This window comes from Frigoribacterium sp. CFBP 8754 (assembly GCF_014841815.1).
GTDB classification, from domain to species: domain Bacteria; phylum Actinomycetota; class Actinomycetes; order Actinomycetales; family Microbacteriaceae; genus Frigoribacterium; species Frigoribacterium endophyticum.
The window spans coordinates 897654-914325 of the sequence record NZ_JACYUO010000001.1 but is presented as its reverse complement, the minus strand read 5'-3'; the positions used below and the strand labels follow the sequence as shown (position 1 = coordinate 914325).

Here is a 16672-nt window from a genome sequence, read left to right as displayed (position 1 = left end):
ATCGACCTCGTCCGTGTCGGTCTCGGGGTCGTACGGGACGGATGGTCGTGGCTGGTAACGCTGGTGGCGGTCGGTGTCGTCATCGGTGCTCAGGCTCCTTCGGCTGTGCGGTGATCAGGGCGCCCCGGTCGGGCCGCCTGGTGTCAGGTGGTGCTGACCAGCCGCCGTGTGTCGACCCGGTTCGAGTCGACCATGTCGGGGCGGTGGACGAGTGCGGCGGCTCCCAGCAAGGGAGCGGCGGATCCGAGGGCTGCCGGGACGATGAGCACCTCGGTGGCGTAGGCGAGCACGGTGGCTCGACGGGCCGCCTGGCGCACCAGGTCGACGTAGTCGGGCACGACCCCCGCGAAGCCGCCGCCGATGGCGACGGCGTCCAGGTCGAGCAGCGTGGTCGTGCTGGCGATCGCCTGGCCGACGGCTGCTGCGGATCGGTGGACGGCCGCCAGGGCGGTCGGCTCCCCTGCGGCGCACGACAGGGCGAGGTCCTCGCCCGTGGACCCGGCCCAGCCGTGGCTCCGGGCCCAGCGCACGGAGTTCGTCCCGGACGCGACGGCCTCGAGCGTGGTCGAGTCGGCGTCCTCTGAGCGCCCCCCAAAGCCCGCGACGTGGATCTGGCCGACGTGTCCGGCGTTTCCCGTCCTGCCCGACACCAGTGCGCCGCCGACGATGAGCCCGCCGCCGACCCCGGTCGAGACCACCATGGACATCGAGTTCGCCAGCCCGGCCGTCGCTCCGAGCCAGTGCTCGGCGAGAGCGATGCAGGTGCCGTCCAGGCGCAGCCGGACCGGCAGGGCCGGGAGGCGCTCCTCGACTTCTCGGCGCAGGTCGAACCCGGCGAGCACGGGCAGGTTCTTCGGACTCACCGTGCCCGCGACGAGGTCGACGGGACCGGCCGACCCGATGCCGGCTCCCCGCAGCTCGCCGCCGGCCGGGAGGGCGGCCAGGGCACCGTCGACCACGGTGCCGACGGCACCCCGCAGCTCTGCCCGCGAGGCCGCCGCGCCCGTGGCGGCGCGCACCCGGCTGCCCCCGACGATCCGGCCGTCGTCGTCGACGAGGGCAGCCTCGATTTTGGTGCCGCCCAGGTCGACGGCCAGGGCGATCCTTGACATCGTCAGGCCCAGTCGACGACGAGCTGGTTCGACGTGCGGAGCACGCTCGCCGAGGTCAGCTGCTCGGGGGTGAGGTCGGCATCGCTGCTCACGCGGAACGTCACGGACTCCCGGGGCAGCAGGGTGACCATCATGTCGTCGACGACGGCGTGCACGTCGACCTTGTCGACGAGCAGCGTCACGTCGCGAGCCAAGGAGGCGCTGGTCACCACGACGTCGTAGCCGCCGTGGACCGCGGTGACGGTCGTCGTCAGCTCGGCGGCGGTCAGGGCCGAGTCGCGCTGCTCGACCGGGAACCACAGCCCCCGCTCGGCACCGACCGTGGCGACGACCAGCTCGCGGGCCGGATCGCCGAAGGCGGTGACCGCGGCGGGGATCGCGACCGTGCTGGTGGTGCGGGCGTCGAGCGCGAGGTCGACCGTCGCGGAGGCGAGCACCTCGCCCTTGTAGGAGAGCCTCTGGAGGACGACCTGCGCCTCCCACACCTCGGGCGAGTCGTTCGAGACGGCGGCGACGAGGTCGTCGCCGCGCGGCTGGATCGTGACGAGGCGGTCGGCGTAGACGTGCTTGAGGGCGTAGAGCAGCGGCTTGGCCCGGCCGTAGCCGTCGACGGCTGCCCAGGAGGTGACGGGCCAGCAGTCGTTCAGCTGCCAGACGACGGAGCCCATGGTGGTGGGGCTCCACGACCGCCAGTGCTCGATGGCGAAGGCGACGGCGTTGGCCTGGTTCAGCGACATGGCCCAGTGCCAGTCCTCGGTGTCGTCGGGCAGCGGGAGGTGCGCGACGAGGCCGTCGGTGAGCTTGTCGTTGCCGTCGGTCGCCTTCTGGTGCCAGATCATGCCGGGCGACTCGGGCGTCAGGGGCGAGTCGGAGATCGACTGCTGGATGGTGGACCAGGTGGCGGGGCCCTGCCAGCCGAACTCGGCGACGAAGCGGGGCACGGTGTCGCGGTAGTGCGGGTAGTCGACGCGGTTCCACAGCTCCCAGAGGTGCACCGAGCCGTGCTCGATCTCGTTCGCCGGTCGTTCGGGGTCGCCGGACCAGGGGCTGCCGGGCGTGTAGGACCGCTGGGGGTCGAGTTCGGCGACGAGGCGGGGCAGCAGGTCGAGGTAGTAGCCGAGGCCCCAGGTGCGACCCTGGAGGCGCTTCTCCCAGCCCCATTCTTCAAAGCCCCAGATGTTCTCGTTGTTGCCGTTCCAGAGCACGAGGCTCGGGTGGGGCATGAGGCGCGTCACGTTGTCGCGGACTTCGGCCTCGACCTCGCTGCGGAGCGGCTCCTCCTCGGCGTAGGAGGCGCAAGCGAAGAGGAAGTCCTGCCAGGTCATGATGCCGCGTTCGTCGCACAGCTCGTAGAAGTCGTCGGACTCGTAGTAGCCGCCGCCCCAGACGCGCAGCAGGTTCATGTTCGCGAACTCGGCCTGGTCGAGGCGGGCGGCGACACGGTCTCGTGTGACGCGGGTGACGAAAGCGTCGTCGGGGATCCAGTTCGCACCCCTGGTCCACACCGGCTGCCCGTTGACGACGACCCGGAAGCTCGTGCCCTCTGGGTCGGGCTCGAGTTCGACGACGACCGTGCGGAAGCCGATGCGAGTCGACCAAGCGGCGGCGGGCCGGTCGTCGACGATGAGGTCGACGGCGAGGTCGTAGAGGACGGCGTCGCCGTGGCCGCGGGGCCACCAGAGCGCGACGTCGGCGACGTCGAGGTCGACGACGGCCTCGGTCGCGCCCGGGGAGACCTCGACGCTGGCCGTGGCTGCCTCGGCTCCGTCGGGGCTCGTCACGGAGCCGGAGACGATCACCGCGGCGTGGGAGCCGGCCGCTCTCTCGATCGTGATGTGGGCGCGGACGTGGCCCACGCCTCCATCGGTGGTCACGACGGGGCGGACGCTCTCGACGCGGGCGCCCGACCAGGAGTGCAGGGTGACGGGCTTGAAGATGCCCGAGGAGGCGGCGTCGAGGCCCCAGTCCCAGCCGAAGTTGCAGGCCGCCTTGCGGATGGCGTTGAAGGGGTGGAAGTAGGTGTGCGGCCGGTAGCCGATGTCGAGGCTGGCCTGGTCGGCGTGGGCGACGGGCGAGGCGAAGTGGACGACGAGGTCGTTGTCGCCCTCGACGAGCACCCCGTCGGCCGGGAGGCGGTAGGTGCGGTGCTGGTTGACGGTACGTGCCAGCTCGGTGCCGTTGAGGGTGACCGTGGCGACGGTGTCGAGGCCCTCGAACACGAGGTCGTGGCGGTCGTGGCCGTCAGGGCTCCACGCGAACGTGGTCCGGTACTCCCAATCGCTCTCGCCGATCCAGGTGACCTTCTGCTCGTTGCGGTCGAGGTAGGGGTCGGGGATGAGGCCGGCGGCGAGGAGGTCGGTGTGGACGAGGCCGGGCACCGTCGCGGGGACGGCCGCCGCGGCGATGTCGTCGGGCACCGGGCCGCGGGTCGAGCGAACGGACCAGCCGTCGTGCAGCGGGCGGCGGGTCTCGGTCGCGGTGGTGGGGAGGGTGGTGGTCACTTGGTGGCTCCTGCCGTGAGGCCGTTGTAGATGTATCGCTGGAGGAAGAGGAAGGCGATGAGGGTGGGGACGATCACGAGCAGCGTCCCGGCCGCGATGACCTCCCACTGCGCACCGAAGGGACCCATGAAGCGGAACAAGGAGGTCGAGATGACGCCGAGGTCCTGGGAGGGCATGTAGAGGAACGGGATGTAGAACTCGTTGTAGACCGCGATGCCCTTGATGATGACCACCGTCGCGATGGCCGGTTTGAGTAGCGGCAGGACGATCCGCCAGTAGACGGTGAAGCGGCTCGCGCCGTCGAGCATCGCGGCCTCGTCGAGCGAGACGGGGATCGACTGCATGAACTGCAGGAAGATGTAGATCGCGACGATGTCGGTCCCCATGAAGATGAGGATCGCCGCGCCCCGGGTGTTGAAGAGGTCCAGGGCGCTGATCACCTGGAAGGTCGCGACCTGCGTCGTGACCGACGGCACGAGGGTCGCGAGCAGGAACCCTCCGAGCACGAGCTTCCGGCCGCGGAAGCGGAACCGATCAATGGCGTAGGCGGCCATCGTGCCGATCAGGATGGTCCCGACCACGGAGACGACGAGGATGATCCCCGTGTTGACGAAGCCCATCAGCATGCCGCCCTGGGTGAAGGCGGTGACGAAGTTCTCGAGGTTGAGCCAGTTGCCGGGCGGGGTGAGCGGGGTCGAGGTCCGATACTCCTCGTCCGTCTTGAAGGCGAGCATGACGATGGTGACGAGCGGGACGAGGGCCGCGAGGCACGCGAGCACGAGGCTGACGTACTTGACGGTCGTCCCGGTGCGGGCGATGACGCGCGAGCGGGTGGGCGACGCGGTGGTGGTCACGAGGCGTCCTCTTTCTTCTCGTCGGGGAACAGCAGCCGCTGCACCGCGGTGATGACGAGCACGATGACGAGCAGGACCACGGCCATGGCGGAGGCCAGGCCCACCTTCGAGAAGCGGAACGCGGTGTCGACGGTCTGGATGACGAACGTCTCCGACCCGTTGGCGCCTCCGGTCATGATGTAGGGCATCTCGAACGCCGAGAGGGCACCGGCGATCGCGAGGATGAACGACAGGCCGAGGATGCGTCGGATGCTGGGCACGATGATGTAGAGGAACTTGTGCCACGACGTCGCGCCGTCGAGGTCGGCCGCTTCGTACTGCTCGGACGGCACCGACTGGATCGCGCCCAGGAAGAGCACGAAGTTCAGGCCCATGTAGCGCCAGACGCTCGTGGCGGCGAGCGAGGTGTTGACGACGCCGGGGTCGCCGAGCCACTGCGGGGTGTTCTCGACCCCTACCAGGGCGGCGAGGGCGTCGAGGGTACCGCCGGGGCGGAAGAAATAGAGGAAAACGAGGCCGATCGCGACCCCGTTGATGAGGTACGGGAAGAAGATGATCCCCTTGAACAGGTTCGAGAAGCGGGTCTTGAAGCTGAGGAGGGTCGCGAAGTACAGGGCCAGGACGAGCTGGGCGATGGCGCCGGCCAGGTAGAAGAGGCTGACGAAGAAGACCTGGAAGATCTCGGGCCGGGTGAAGATCTCGACGAAGTTCTCGGGGCCGACGAACTCCTTGACCGGCGACAAGCCGTCCCAGTCGGTGACGCTGTACCAGAGCAGGTTCGCGACCGGCACGTAGGTCAGGACGATGAGGAACGCCAGCGGCACGACGAGGAAGAGCCACGGGGTGACGCGCTGGCCGCGCCGGCCCACTCGCCCGGCCGGGCCGGCGCCGGGGCGGGTGCCCCGGCGCCGGCCGTCGTCGGTGACGGACGCCGCGACCTCGGGAGGCGAGGCGAGCTGGGTCATTCGGAGACCTTCTCCTGCGCTGCGGCCCACCGGTCGTTGAGGTCGGAGAAGAACGAGTCTTCGTCGCCGTCGGCGGCGCCGCGGGCGGTGTCGATCAGCTTCTGACGGTAGGTGTTGCCGAAGATGTCGATCTCCGCCTCGTTAGCTATATCGGTGAGCAGCGCCTCCTTGCCGACCGGGTCCGGAGCCAGCTCGAGGTACTGGACGCCGAGGGCGGTGAAGTCCGAGAGGGTGTTGGGCTCGGGATCGCTCTTGACGGGGCTGATGGCTCCCTGGCTCTCGGCGTAGCCGGACTCGTTCGTGAACCAGTCGACCCAGGCCTTCGCGGTCGCCTTGTTGTCGCTGTTCTTGCTGACGCCGAGCACCTTGTCGCTGGCCGTCACCGAGGTGAACTGGCCGTCGACCTGCCAGGGCATCGGCCAGAAGCCGATGTCGTCGCGAGAGGCGCCAGCGGCCTCGGCGGCGTCCTGCATCTGGCTGACGGCCCAGGAGCCGAGGACCATCGAGCCGATCTTGCCCTGAGCGAGGAGGTTCTTCGACTCCTCCCAGTTGGTCGTGGTCGGGTCGGCTTCGCTGAGGCCGGCCTCGACGGTCTGGAAGAGCAGGTCGTCGATCTTGTACTGGTCGGTGCCCTCAGTCCAGGGCGCGTCGTCCTCGGCCATCTCCATGCGGACGTCGGGGCCCTGGGTGGCGCCGAGGTTGCTCTCGAGGGTCGCCAGCGGCCAGCCGTCGGCGTAGTTCGTGTAGTAGGGATCGGCGTCGGTCTGGTCCTGGATGGCCTGCAGGTCGGTGAGGTATTCCTCCTCTGTTGTCGGGGCCTCGGTGATGCCTGCGTCGGCCCAGACCTTCTTGTTGACGACCATTCCCATGGCCGAGCCGAAGGTCGAGATGCCGTAGACCTGTCCGTCGTAGGCGCCTGCGTCGACGAAGCGGTACTTCTCGCTCATCTCGTCGACCGTGCCGAGGGGCTCGAAGAAGCTCGCGTACTGGTCCTTCGTGACGTTCGAGACAGGGATGAGCAGCGCGTCGCCGTAGTCCTTGGAGTTAAGGCGGATCTTGACGTCGCCCTCGTAGTCGGTCAGCGCCTCGAACTTCACGCTCGTGCCCGGGTACTTGTCCTCGAACGTCTTCGCGTAGTCGGCGAAGGTCGTGTCGACGAGGTCGGTGCGGTTGGTGAGCACGGTGATCTCGCCCGAGGGATCGCCGTCGTCGTTGGACGCGGACGAGCAGCCGGTCAGGCTGATCGCGGTGAGCGAGACCATCGCCATGCCCATGAGTGCTGTCTTCTTCATGTGTGCGAACTCCTTCGTTCGTGGGTGCCGGCGGGGTGCCTCGGCCGTTCTGTCCGGCAGGTCTCGGCGGGTGCGAGCTGGTCGGGTGCCTCAGCTTCACCCGCGGCGTCGTCCCCTGTCAAGACTTTGATTATTAATTTATGCACAATGGATCGGAGGATGAGGGCGAGAGGGATGGAGTGGCGCCGCACTCGGAGCGTCAGCGGGAGGGCGGGCCAGTCGTCGCCCGGGGCACGAAGACGATGGGCGGTGCCTCGAGCGTGGGTGGTCTCTGACCGTCGAGCACGGCCAAGACCGTCTCGCCCACCATCTCGCCGATGCGCTGGACGTCGTGGCTGAGGGCGGAGAGCGGCGGCTCGGAGAGCTGGCACTGGGCCGAGTCGTCCCATGCGACGAGCGAGAGGTCACCGGGCACGCTGAGACCGCGGCGGCGTGCCTCTGCGAGTCCGCCGAGCGCCATGAGGTCGTTGTCGAAGACCACTGCGGTCGGAACAGCCGGGGCGCCTTCGATGATCTGGTCGTCAGAGTCGACCTGGGTGTCGAGTAGTGCCGAGAGGGCTCGCTCGCCCGACTCGAACGAGTAGTCGCCCGTCACCGTCGCCGCGATCAGCCCCCGATCGTCGCAGACCGACACGAAGGTGTCCCGGCGCGCGACGGAGTGGGCGAGGCGCAGCGGTCCGCTGACGTGGGCGAGACGGACGTGGCCCAGCAAGGCCAGCGCATTCACCGCCTCTTCGACGGCGACGTCGTCGTTCGTCCAGACGGCCGGGAGCCCACTCGAGATGGCGGGTGATGACACCGAGATCGCAGGCAGGTCGAGCTCGGCGACCATGGACACGCGCGGGTCGTCCACGCTCAGGTCGACGAGCACCAGGGCATCCACGACGCCCCCGGCCGACCACCGGCGGCACAGGTCGAGTTCGGCCCCGCGGTCAGGAAGGACCCTGAGCAAGACCGCATGCCCCCGCGGCCGCACGACACGGTCGAGGCCGGCGGTGAGCTCGTGGAAGTACGGCTCGGCCCCGTAGATCTCGCTGGGACGCACCAGGGTCAGGCCGATCGGCCGCGGGAGGCGCGACGGACTGTCGCTCTCGTCCAGGGTCGCGTCTCTCATCGCCTCGTCCTCCTCGGCCCCGATCATGGTGCCGTGCGCTCTCTCGTGACCGCTATCGTGTCACCGACGCGGGCCAGCACCACACCAGGGCTCGCCCGAGGTGCGGAGGACGACGTGGCCAGACCCGAGTCCTCCGCGTCCGGGCCGGGCAGCAGGGCACTCGTCGTCGACGTCATCCGCTCGTCCGGCCCCATCAGCAGGGTCGAGCTGACCGAGACGACCGGCCTGACCCAGCCCAGCATCTCCAACATCGTCCGCAAGCTGCTCGTCGAGGGCATCGTGCGAGAAAGCGGTCGGGTGGCCTCGGGCGGCGGCAAGCCTCGGACCCTCATCGAGATCAATCCTGGGGCCCTCTACGCGGTGGGCGTCCAGCTCGGTTTCGAGTCGATGACCTTCGTGGCGACGGGTGCGGGAGGGGGGATCGTTGCTCGGCAGCTCGTGGACGGTGCGTCGCTCGACTCGCCGGACGAGGTGACCGATCGCCTCGTGGCGCAGTTCGACGCCTTCGTCGACGCCGCTGGCATCTCGCGGGCGTCGATCGCTGGTGTCGCCGTGGTCGCACCCGGCCCGCTGTCGGCCGACCACGGCGCCATCCTCCGCTCGCCGACGCTCCGCAGGTGGGAGGGCTTCTCGCTCCGCGACAGGCTCTCGGAACGCCTCGACGTCCCCGTCCTGATTGACAACGACGCCGCGGCCGCGGCCGTGGGCGAGTTCTGGACGCGTCGTGTCCCCCGCACCGAGACCTTCGCCGGCATCTACATGGGCACGGGCCTCGGCGCCGGCATCATCATCGACGGGGCCCTGTACCGCGGTGCGAGCTCGAACGCCGGCGAGCTCGGGCACACGTCCGTCGACCTCGACGGCGAGCCATGCTTCTGCGGCAACCGAGGATGCGTGGAACGTTATGCGGCGCCCGCCGCCGTCCTGCTCCAAGCCCGTGAGCAGTCAGGACGCTTGACCGGCCTCGGACTCGCCTTCGAGGATCACACCGTTGCCCAAGACTTCGACCGTCTGGCTCGCGCCGCTGTGGGCGGGCACCCTGTCGCCGAGAGCTTGATCGCCACGTCCGCGCGCTATCTCGCCGCCGCCGTCGTGTCGTTCGTCAACGTCCTCGACGTCGACCGGCTCGTGCTCTCCGGTCCGAGCATCGCGGTCGCGGGTTCCGTGTACGCCCGGGCCGTCCGAGAACGTCTCATGGAGAGCGCCTTCGCTCGGCAGTCGCACGACGTCCGAGTCGAGTTGGCCACCAACCCGAGAGACTCAGCCGCGATCGGAGCAGCAGCGCTGGTCTTGCAGAGCTCTGTCTCTCCGGGACACGGCCCGCAGCTCATTCAGCCGAACTGACCAGCGGAACCCCGGAGCCAGACCCACGATCTGAGCGAGGGTCCTCCCAAGCAAGATGCGATTGGCGTCCACGACGTAGGACAGTGGATCGTCCAGCACCAACACCACACCGACACGAGAATACTTGTCGAACGGTATAGAAGGCATTACTCTCGCAAAGACTGGCTTCTGACCGGCAATTTCTAGAGTGGGCCCTGCCGGGCTCGAACCGACGACATCCACGGTGTAAACGTGGCGCTCTACCAACTGAGCTAAAGGCCCCTGCACCGCGGGTGCGCGGCGGGACGATGCTACCGCGGCCGAGGCCGGGCCCCGTCGCGTCAGGCGGGGACGGGAACCAGCGCGTCGAGTGCCGTGCGGTAGTCGTCGATCGAGCGGGCCTGGCCGGGCTCGGTGACGAAGTGCTCGCGGATCACGCCGTCGACGTCGATGAGGAAGGTGGCGCGCGTCGCGAAGCCCTTGTGGTCGAGGAACACGCCGTACTCCTTCGAGACCTCGCCGTGCGGCCAGAAGTCGGCGAGCATCGTGAAGTCGTAGCCCTCGTCCTCGGCGAACGCGCGGAGCGTCGCCTTGGAGTCGACGGAGATGCCGATCAGCTCGACGCGGTGGTCCTGGAACATCGACAGGTTGTCGCGCAGCGTGCACAGCTCGGCGGTGCAGGTGCTCGAGAAGGCGAGCGGGAAGAAGACCAGCGCCACGGGCTTGACGCCCCGGAAGTCCGAGAGCCGGACGTGCTCGCCGAACTGGTTCGGCAGGTCGAAGTCAGGTGCCTGGATGTCGTTCTCCAGAGCCATTGCGCGTTCCTCCCTCGTCGGCTCGGTCGGCCGGCGATGACACGATCGTCGATACTACGCCGGAGGCGCGTGGCCGCAAGGCCGTTCGCCCGCGGCGTGCCGACGGCCGGCTCCCGACGCCTCCCAGCGGCTGCCGAGCCTCCGTCGGCGGAGGCAACTAGACTCGACCAGTCAGACGCCGACGACTGCCGTTACCCGGCCGTGTCAGCCCTGGCGTCTGCCTGCCCGAGACGGGTGGCAGCTGATGTCAACCACGAGTGATAGAGGTCAAGGGTGACGGTAAACGACCAGGATCCGTACACGGTCGACAAGGCCGATCGCGATCCGGAAGAGACCGCTGAGTGGCGGGAGTCGCTCGACTCCCTCGTCGCGACGCAGGGCCACGAGCGCGCGCGCGAGATCATGAAGAGCCTGCTGACGCGGTCGAGCGAGCTGCACCTCGGCGTCCCGATGGTCCCGAAGACGGACTACGTCAACACCATCGCCCCGGAGGACGAGCCCGAGTTCCCCGGCGACGAGGACCTCGAGCGCCGGTACCGCCGCTGGATCCGCTGGAACGCCGCCGTCACCGTGCACCGTGCCCAGCGCCCCGGCATCTCCGTCGGCGGCCACATCTCCACCTACGCCTCCTCCGCCGCGCTGTACGAGGTCGGCTACAACCACTTCTTCCGCGGTCAGGACGCCCCCGGCGGCGGCGACCAGGTCTTCTTCCAGGGCCACGCCTCCCCCGGCATGTACGCCCGCGCCTACCTCGAGGGGCGCCTCGGCACCGAGCAGCTCGACGGCTTCCGTCAAGAGAAGTCGCACCACACCGGCGGCCTCAGCTCGTACCCCCACCCCCGCCTCATGCCGTCGTTCTGGCAGTTCCCGACCGTGTCGATGGGCCTCGGCCCGATCAACGCGATCTACCAGGCCCAGGTCGCCAAGTACCTCACCAACCGCGGCGTCAAGGACGCCTCCGACCAGCAGGTCTGGGCCTTCCTCGGCGACGGCGAGATGGACGAGGTCGAGAGCCGCGGCCAGCTCCAGGTCGCCGCGAACGAGGGGCTCGACAACCTCAACTTCGTCATCAACTGCAACCTGCAGCGCCTCGACGGCCCCGTCCGCGGCAACGGCAAGATCATCCAGGAGCTCGAGAGCTTCTTCCGCGGTGCCGGCTGGAACGTCATCAAGGTCGTCTGGGGCCGCGAGTGGGACGACCTGCTCGCCCGCGACACCGAGGGCGCCCTGCTCAACCTCATGAACACGACGCCCGACGGCGACTTCCAGACGTACAAGGCCGAGAGCGGCGCCTACGTCCGGGAGAACTTCTTCGGCCGCGACCCCCGCGCGCTGGAGCTCATCAAGGACTTCACCGACGACCAGGTCTGGAACCTCAAGCGCGGCGGCCACGACTACCGCAAGGTCTACGCGGCGTTCAAGGCGGCCTCCGAGCACAAGGGCCAGCCGACCGTCATCCTGGCGAAGACCGTCAAGGGCTACGGCCTCGGCCCGTCGTTCGAGGGGCGCAACGCGACCCACCAGATGAAGAAGCTGACGCTCGACAACCTCAAGCAGTTCCGTGACGAGATGCGCATCCCGGTCTCCGACGCGCAGCTCGACGAGAACCCCTACCAGCCGCCGTACTACCACCCCGGCGACGGCGACGAGGCGATCCAGTACCTCCACGAGCGCCGTCGCGCGCTCGGCGGCTACGTGCCCGAGCGCCGCTCGAAGTACACCCAGGTCGCCGTGCCCGAGCAGAAGTCGTACGACGTCGTCAAGAAGGGCTCCGGCAAGCAGGAGGTCGCCACGACGATGGCCTTCGCGCGCCTCCTGAAGGACCTCCTGCGCTCGCCCGACTTCGGCCACCGCATCGTCCCGATCATCCCGGACGAAGCGCGCACCTTCGGCATGGACGCCTACTTCCCGACGTCCAAGATCTACAACCCGAACGGCCAGCACTACACGTCGGTCGACCGTGAGCTCCTCCTCGCCTACAAGGAGAGCCCCCAGGGCCAGCTGCTGCACGTCGGCATCAACGAGGCCGGCGCGTTCGCCGCCTTCACGGCCGTCGGCACCTCGTACTCGACCCAGGGCGAGCCGCTCATCCCGGTGTACGTCTTCTACTCGATGTTCGGGTTCCAGCGCACCGGCGACGCGATGTGGGCCGCCGGCGACCAGATGGCACGTGGCTTCATCATCGGCGCCACCGCGGGCCGCACGACGCTGACCGGCGAGGGCCTGCAGCACGCGGACGGCCACTCGCTCCTGCTCGCCTCGACGAACCCGGCCGTCGTCTCGTACGACCCCGCGTTCGGCTACGAGCTCGGCCACATCGTCAAGGCGGGCATGGACCGCATGTACGGCACGACGGAGGACGGCTCGCCGGCCCACTCCGACCCGAACGTCATGTACTACATCACCGTCTACAACGAGCCGATGGCCCAGCCCGCCGAGCCCGACGACCTCGACGTCGACGGGCTGCTGCACGGCATCTACAAGCTCAAGGGCGCCGACAACCTGGGCCCGCGCGCCCAGCTGCTCGCGTCCGGCGTGGGCGTGCCGTGGGCCCTGGAGGCGCAGCAGCTGCTGGCCGACGACTGGAACGTCGCGGCCGACGTCTGGAGCGTCACCTCCTGGAACGAGCTGCGCCGCGAAGGCCTCGCCGCCGAGGAGCACAACTTCCTCAACCCCGGCGCCGAGCAGCGCACCCCCTACGTCACGGAGAAGCTCCGGGGCAGCGAGGGCCCGTTCATCGCGACCAGCGACTTCATGGCCGCCGTGCCCGACCAGATCCGCGAGTTCGTGCCCGGCGACTACCTGACGCTCGGTGCCGACGGCTTCGGCTTCTCCGACACGCGCGCCGCGGCCCGTCGGTTCTTCAAGATCGACGGCCCGTCGATGGTCGTCCGCACGCTGCAGGCCCTGGCCCGCCGCGGCGAGGTCGACCCGAGCGTCGTCCAGCAGGCGATCGACCGCTACCGGCTGCACGACGTGACGGCCGGCACCAGCGGCAGCGCCGGCGGGGAGAGCTGACCGCGACGTGAGCGCTGAGCGGGTGTCGCACTCGCCCATGGAACCGTCCGCCGCCACGAAGGAGCGCACGCTCGCGTGGCTGCGGACGGTCTCGGGCGAGCTGTCGACGGCGACGATCAAACGCCTGGAGGAGACCCTGCCCTGGTACGGCGACATGCCGCCCGGGCGGCGCTCCGCCGTAGGGCTCGTCGCCCAGGCCGGCATCACGTCGTTCATCAGCTGGTTCGACAACCCCCAGTCGACGCCCTGGATCGCCGCCGACGTCTTCGGGGCAGCTCCGCGCGAGCTGCTCCGGAGCGTCAGCCTGCAGCAGACCCTGCAGCTGATCCGCGTGACGGTCGAGGTCGTGGAGGAGCGGGTCAAGGACGGCGACGACTCCCTCCGCGAGGCGATCCTGCTCTACTCACGCGAGATCGCGTTCGCCTCGGCGGACGTCTACGCGCGGGCCGCGGAGGCACGCGGCCTCTGGGACGCCCGGCTCGAGGCCCTCGTCGTCGACTCGATCCTCAGCGGCGAGTACGACGACGAGCTGCCGAGCCGGATCGCGGCGCTCGGCTGGCACGGGCACGGCGAGGTGTCCGTCCTCGTCGGCACGGCCCCGCGGATGCTCGACGTCGACATGCTCCGGCGCACGGCCCGGCACCTCGAGGCCGACGTGCTCATCGGCGTGCAGGGCAGCAGGCTCGTCCTCGTCATCGGCCGCGCCGAGCAGGTCGTCACCGACGCGGACGGCGAGACGGCCGCCCCCGACCGCCGGACGTCGTTCACGGAGATCGCCTCGGCCCTCGAGCCCGGCTTCGGCGACGGGCACCTCGTCCTCGGCCACGAGGTGCCCAGCCTCGTCGACGCGTCCAAGAGCGCCAAGGCGGCCCTCGCCGGCTTCGCGGTCGCGCGGTCGTGGCGAGCCGCGCCCCGACCCGTCCTGGCCGACGACCTCCTGCCCGAGCGGGCCCTCGCCGGCGACCCCGTCGCCCGGTCGACGCTCGTCAACCGCGTCTACAAACCGCTCAAGAACCACTCCACCGAGCTCCTCACCACCCTCTGGTGCTACCTCGACAACGGGCGCTCGCTCGAGGCGACGGCGCGTGAGCTCTTCGTGCACCCGAACACCGTGCGCTACCGCCTCAAGCGCGTCTCCGACGTCATCGGCTGGGACGCCACCGGCGCCCGGGAGGCCCTCATCCTCCAGAGCGCGCTCATCCTCGGCTCGATCGCCGACCACGACGCCCCGGTCACGCGTCGCCGCTGACGCGTGCCGGAGGCGGCGCCTCGTGGAGATCGACAAGGCTCGTCACGATCTTTGGTCGAGTTGCTACACCACGGCCCACGGTGTCGAGGGCATGATGGAGCAGTGATCGTTGTCGTAGCGCCCGGGCAGGGCTCCCAGTCCCCCGGCTTCCTCACCCCCTGGCTCGCCGACCCGGAGAGCCGCGGCCTCCTCGAGACGCTGAGCATCGCCTCCGGCCTCGACCTGGTCGCGCACGGCACGACCTCCGACGCCGACACCATCCGCGACACCGCGGTGGCGCAGCCGCTCATCGTCGCCGCCGGCCTGCTCACGGCGCACGCCCTCTTCGCGCGCGTCGACCGCGGCCGCGTCGGCGGCGCCGCCGGCCACTCCGTCGGCGAGTTCACCGCCGCAGCGGTCAGCGGCGTCCTCACCGACGAGGAGGCCGTCCGCCTCGTCGCCGAGCGCGGGCGCGCCATGGCCGCCGCCGCGGCCCAGGTCGAGACCGGCATGAGCGCCGTGCTCGGCGGCGACGCCGACGAGCTCACCTCCCGCCTCGCCGAGCTGGGCCTGTCGCCCGCCAACTACAACGGCGGCGGACAGATCGTCGTCGCCGGCGAGCTCGCCGGCCTCGCGGCCCTCGCCGAGCAGCCCCCCGCCAAGGCCCGGGTCGTCGCGCTGCAGGTGGCCGGCGCGTTCCACACGCGCTTCATGGAGCCGGCCGTCGAGGCCCTCCGCACCGCCGCCTCCTCGGTGACGCCCGCCGACCCGACGCTCCGCCTCTGGACCAACCACGACGGCACCGTCGTCACCTCGGGCCCGCGCTTCGTCGAGCTGCTGGTGGGCCAGGTGGCCTCACCTGTCCGCTGGGACGCCACGATGGAGTCGTTCGCGGCGGAGGGCGTGACCGGCATCGTCGAGCTCGCCCCGGCCGGCGCCCTCACCGGGCTCGCCAAGCGTGCCCTCCGCGGCGTCCCCAGCGTCGCCGTCAAGACCCCCGACGACCTCCAGGCCGCCGTCGACCTCCTCGAGGGAGCAGCATGACCACCCCCCAGATGAACCAGACCACCGGTGCGGCGTACACGCGCATCCTCTCGCTCGGCGCCGCCCGCGGCGAGAACGTCGTGCCCAACGCCGACATCATCGAGCCGATCAACTCCTCCGACGAGTGGATCCAGCAGCGCACCGGCGTGATCACCCGGGTCCGCGCCTCGAAGGACGTCCACGTCGTCGACCTCGCCGAGACAGCGGCCCGCCAGGCGATCGAGCGCGCCGGCATCCGCCCCGACCAGATCGGGGTCGTGCTCGTCTCGACCGTCAGCGGCGGCGTGGCGACGCCCTCCGTCGCCACCCTGCTCGCCGAGCGCATCGGCGCGGCCCCCGCCGCGGCGTACGACATCAGCGCCGCCTGCGCCGGCTACGCCTACGGCATCGCCCAGGCCGACTCGTTCGTGCGCAGCGGCCTCGCCGAGCACGTGCTCGTCGTCGGCGCCGAGAAGCTCAGCGACATCATCGACCCGACCGACCGCACCATCTCGTTCCTCCTCGCCGACGGCGCGGGCGCGGCGATCGTCGGCCCGAGCGACACGGTCGGCATCTCACCGACCGTCTGGGGCTCCGACGGCAGCAAGTGGGATGCGATCGGCATGACGTCGACCATGCAGGAGTACCGCGAGGGCGCCGGCGAGGTCGCCTGGCCGACGCTCCGCCAGGAGGGCCCCACGGTGTTCCGCTGGGCCGTCTGGGAGATGGTCAAGGTCGCGAAGCTCGCCCTCGAACGAGCCGGCGTCACGAGCGACCAGCTCGCCGCCTTCGTGCCGCACCAGGCCAACATGCGCATCATCGACGAGTTCGCCAAGCAGCTCGGGCTGCCCGACACCGTCGTGATCGGCCGCGACATCGCGACCACCGGAAACACCTCGGCCGCCAGCATCCCGCTCGCGACGCACCGCCTGCTCGAGGAGAACCCCGAGCTCAGCGGCGGCCTGTCGCTGCAGATCGGCTTCGGCGCGGGCCTCGTGTTCGGCGCCCAGGTCGTCGTCCTGCCGTAGCGCGCCGCGCCTCCCCCTCGCCCCCGCCTGTATAGGCTCTACCTCGGTCACCACGACACCCCCTCAAGGAGAACAACACCATGGCACTGTCCACCGAAGAAGTCCTCGCCGGCCTGGCCGAGCTCGTCAACGACGAGACGGGCATCGCGACCGACACCGTCGAGATGGACAAGTCGTTCACCGACGACCTGGACATCGACTCCATCTCGATGATGACGATCGTCGTCAACGCAGAAGAGAAGTTCGACGTGAAGATCCCCGACGAAGAGGTCAAGAACCTCAAGACCGTCGGCGACGCCGTCACCTTCATCACCAAGGCGCAGGACTAACGACGTCGCGGCCCGGCCCGGCCCCCAGGGGCCGGCCGGGCGCACCCGTTCCGCCGCTCTCCGTCGCGCC

13 protein-coding genes and 1 tRNA gene are annotated in these 16672 nt (G+C 69.8%); 6 read left to right on the top strand and 8 right to left on the bottom strand.

Annotated elements, in window-relative coordinates; all coding sequences use genetic code 11:
• Positions 1-143 precede the first annotated feature (143 nt).
• From IFT72_RS04200 to IFT72_RS04175, 6 genes are all read right to left on the bottom strand, one after another.
• A complete protein-coding gene (locus IFT72_RS04200) occupies positions 144-1112 on the bottom strand; it encodes an ROK family protein (RefSeq protein ID WP_192045637.1) in 969 nt (322 codons plus the stop codon).
• Positions 1113-1114: 2 nt separating this feature from the next.
• A complete protein-coding gene (locus IFT72_RS04195; RefSeq protein WP_192045636.1) occupies positions 1115-3613 on the bottom strand; it encodes a glycoside hydrolase family 2 protein in 2499 nt (832 codons plus the stop codon).
• A complete protein-coding gene (locus tag IFT72_RS04190; protein WP_371741162.1) occupies positions 3610-4467 on the bottom strand; it encodes a carbohydrate ABC transporter permease in 858 nt (285 codons plus the stop codon). The genes IFT72_RS04195 and IFT72_RS04190 overlap by 4 nt, the downstream gene beginning before the upstream one ends.
• The gene (locus IFT72_RS04185) at positions 4464-5432 is read right to left on the bottom strand and encodes a carbohydrate ABC transporter permease (protein ID WP_192045635.1); all 969 of its coding nucleotides are present in this window, start codon (positions 5430-5432) and stop codon (positions 4464-4466) included. Before IFT72_RS04185 ends, IFT72_RS04190 begins: the two co-directional genes overlap by 4 nt.
• Complete coding sequence (locus tag IFT72_RS04180) at positions 5429-6724, bottom strand: ABC transporter substrate-binding protein (RefSeq protein ID WP_192045634.1); 1296 nt, start codon at positions 6722-6724, stop codon at positions 5429-5431. The genes IFT72_RS04185 and IFT72_RS04180 overlap by 4 nt, the downstream gene beginning before the upstream one ends.
• A 199-nt stretch (positions 6725-6923) precedes the next feature.
• Positions 6924-7700, bottom strand: coding sequence for a LacI family DNA-binding transcriptional regulator (locus tag IFT72_RS04175; protein ID WP_371741161.1), 777 nt, complete (start codon positions 7698-7700; stop codon positions 6924-6926).
• Between IFT72_RS04175 and IFT72_RS04170 the strand changes: the two genes are divergently transcribed.
• The gene (locus IFT72_RS04170; RefSeq protein WP_244634143.1) at positions 7683-9182 is read left to right on the top strand and encodes an ROK family protein; all 1500 of its coding nucleotides are present in this window, start codon (positions 7683-7685) and stop codon (positions 9180-9182) included. The genes IFT72_RS04175 and IFT72_RS04170 overlap by 18 nt on opposite strands.
• A 188-nt stretch (positions 9183-9370) precedes the next feature.
• On the opposite strand, the gene IFT72_RS04165 is transcribed toward IFT72_RS04170, so the two are convergent.
• Positions 9371-9443, bottom strand: a tRNA-Val gene (locus IFT72_RS04165).
• Between the two features lie 59 nt (positions 9444-9502).
• On the bottom strand, positions 9503-9976 hold the full coding sequence (locus IFT72_RS04160) for a peroxiredoxin (RefSeq protein ID WP_056054326.1): 474 nt from the start codon (positions 9974-9976) through the stop codon (positions 9503-9505).
• A 273-nt stretch (positions 9977-10249) separates the two neighbouring features.
• Here IFT72_RS04160 and aceE point away from each other — a divergent pair, with 273 nt between their 5' ends.
• From aceE to IFT72_RS04135, 5 genes are all read left to right on the top strand, one after another.
• Positions 10250-12994, top strand: coding sequence for a pyruvate dehydrogenase (acetyl-transferring), homodimeric type (gene aceE / locus IFT72_RS04155; RefSeq protein ID WP_192045632.1), 2745 nt, complete (start codon positions 10250-10252; stop codon positions 12992-12994).
• 37 nt (positions 12995-13031) lie between these two features.
• Positions 13032-14243 (top strand): CdaR family transcriptional regulator, encoded by a 1212-nt coding sequence (locus tag IFT72_RS04150; protein WP_056054320.1) that lies wholly within the window; start codon positions 13032-13034, stop codon positions 14241-14243.
• 102 nt (positions 14244-14345) lie between these two features.
• Positions 14346-15266, top strand: coding sequence for an acyltransferase domain-containing protein (locus IFT72_RS04145; RefSeq protein ID WP_192045631.1), 921 nt, complete (start codon positions 14346-14348; stop codon positions 15264-15266).
• Positions 15263-16273, top strand: a complete 1011-nt coding sequence (locus IFT72_RS04140; protein ID WP_192045630.1) for a beta-ketoacyl-ACP synthase III — start codon at positions 15263-15265, stop codon at positions 16271-16273. Before IFT72_RS04145 ends, IFT72_RS04140 begins: the two co-directional genes overlap by 4 nt.
• A gap of 80 nt (positions 16274-16353) precedes the next feature.
• Complete coding sequence (locus IFT72_RS04135; protein ID WP_056054313.1) at positions 16354-16602, top strand: acyl carrier protein; 249 nt, start codon at positions 16354-16356, stop codon at positions 16600-16602.
• The last annotated feature ends 70 nt before the right edge of the window (positions 16603-16672 follow it).

Coding starts and splice junctions, on each gene's coding strand:
- IFT72_RS04160 (WP_056054326.1), bottom strand. CDS start 9,976: ATGGCTCTGGAGAACGACATCCAGGCACCTGACTTCGACCTGCCGAAC.
- IFT72_RS04135 (WP_056054313.1), top strand. CDS start 16,354: ATGGCACTGTCCACCGAAGAAGTCCTCGCCGGCCTGGCCGAGCTCGTC.
- IFT72_RS04180 (WP_192045634.1), bottom strand. CDS start 6,724: ATGAAGAAGACAGCACTCATGGGCATGGCGATGGTCTCGCTCACCGCG.
- IFT72_RS04150 (WP_056054320.1), top strand. CDS start 13,032: ATGGAACCGTCCGCCGCCACGAAGGAGCGCACGCTCGCGTGGCTGCGG.
- IFT72_RS04140 (WP_192045630.1), top strand. CDS start 15,263: ATGACCACCCCCCAGATGAACCAGACCACCGGTGCGGCGTACACGCGC.
- IFT72_RS04185 (WP_192045635.1), bottom strand. CDS start 5,432: ATGACCCAGCTCGCCTCGCCTCCCGAGGTCGCGGCGTCCGTCACCGAC.
- IFT72_RS04170 (WP_244634143.1), top strand. CDS start 7,683: ATGCCCCCGCGGCCGCACGACACGGTCGAGGCCGGCGGTGAGCTCGTG.
- IFT72_RS04200 (WP_192045637.1), bottom strand. CDS start 1,112: ATGTCAAGGATCGCCCTGGCCGTCGACCTGGGCGGCACCAAAATCGAG.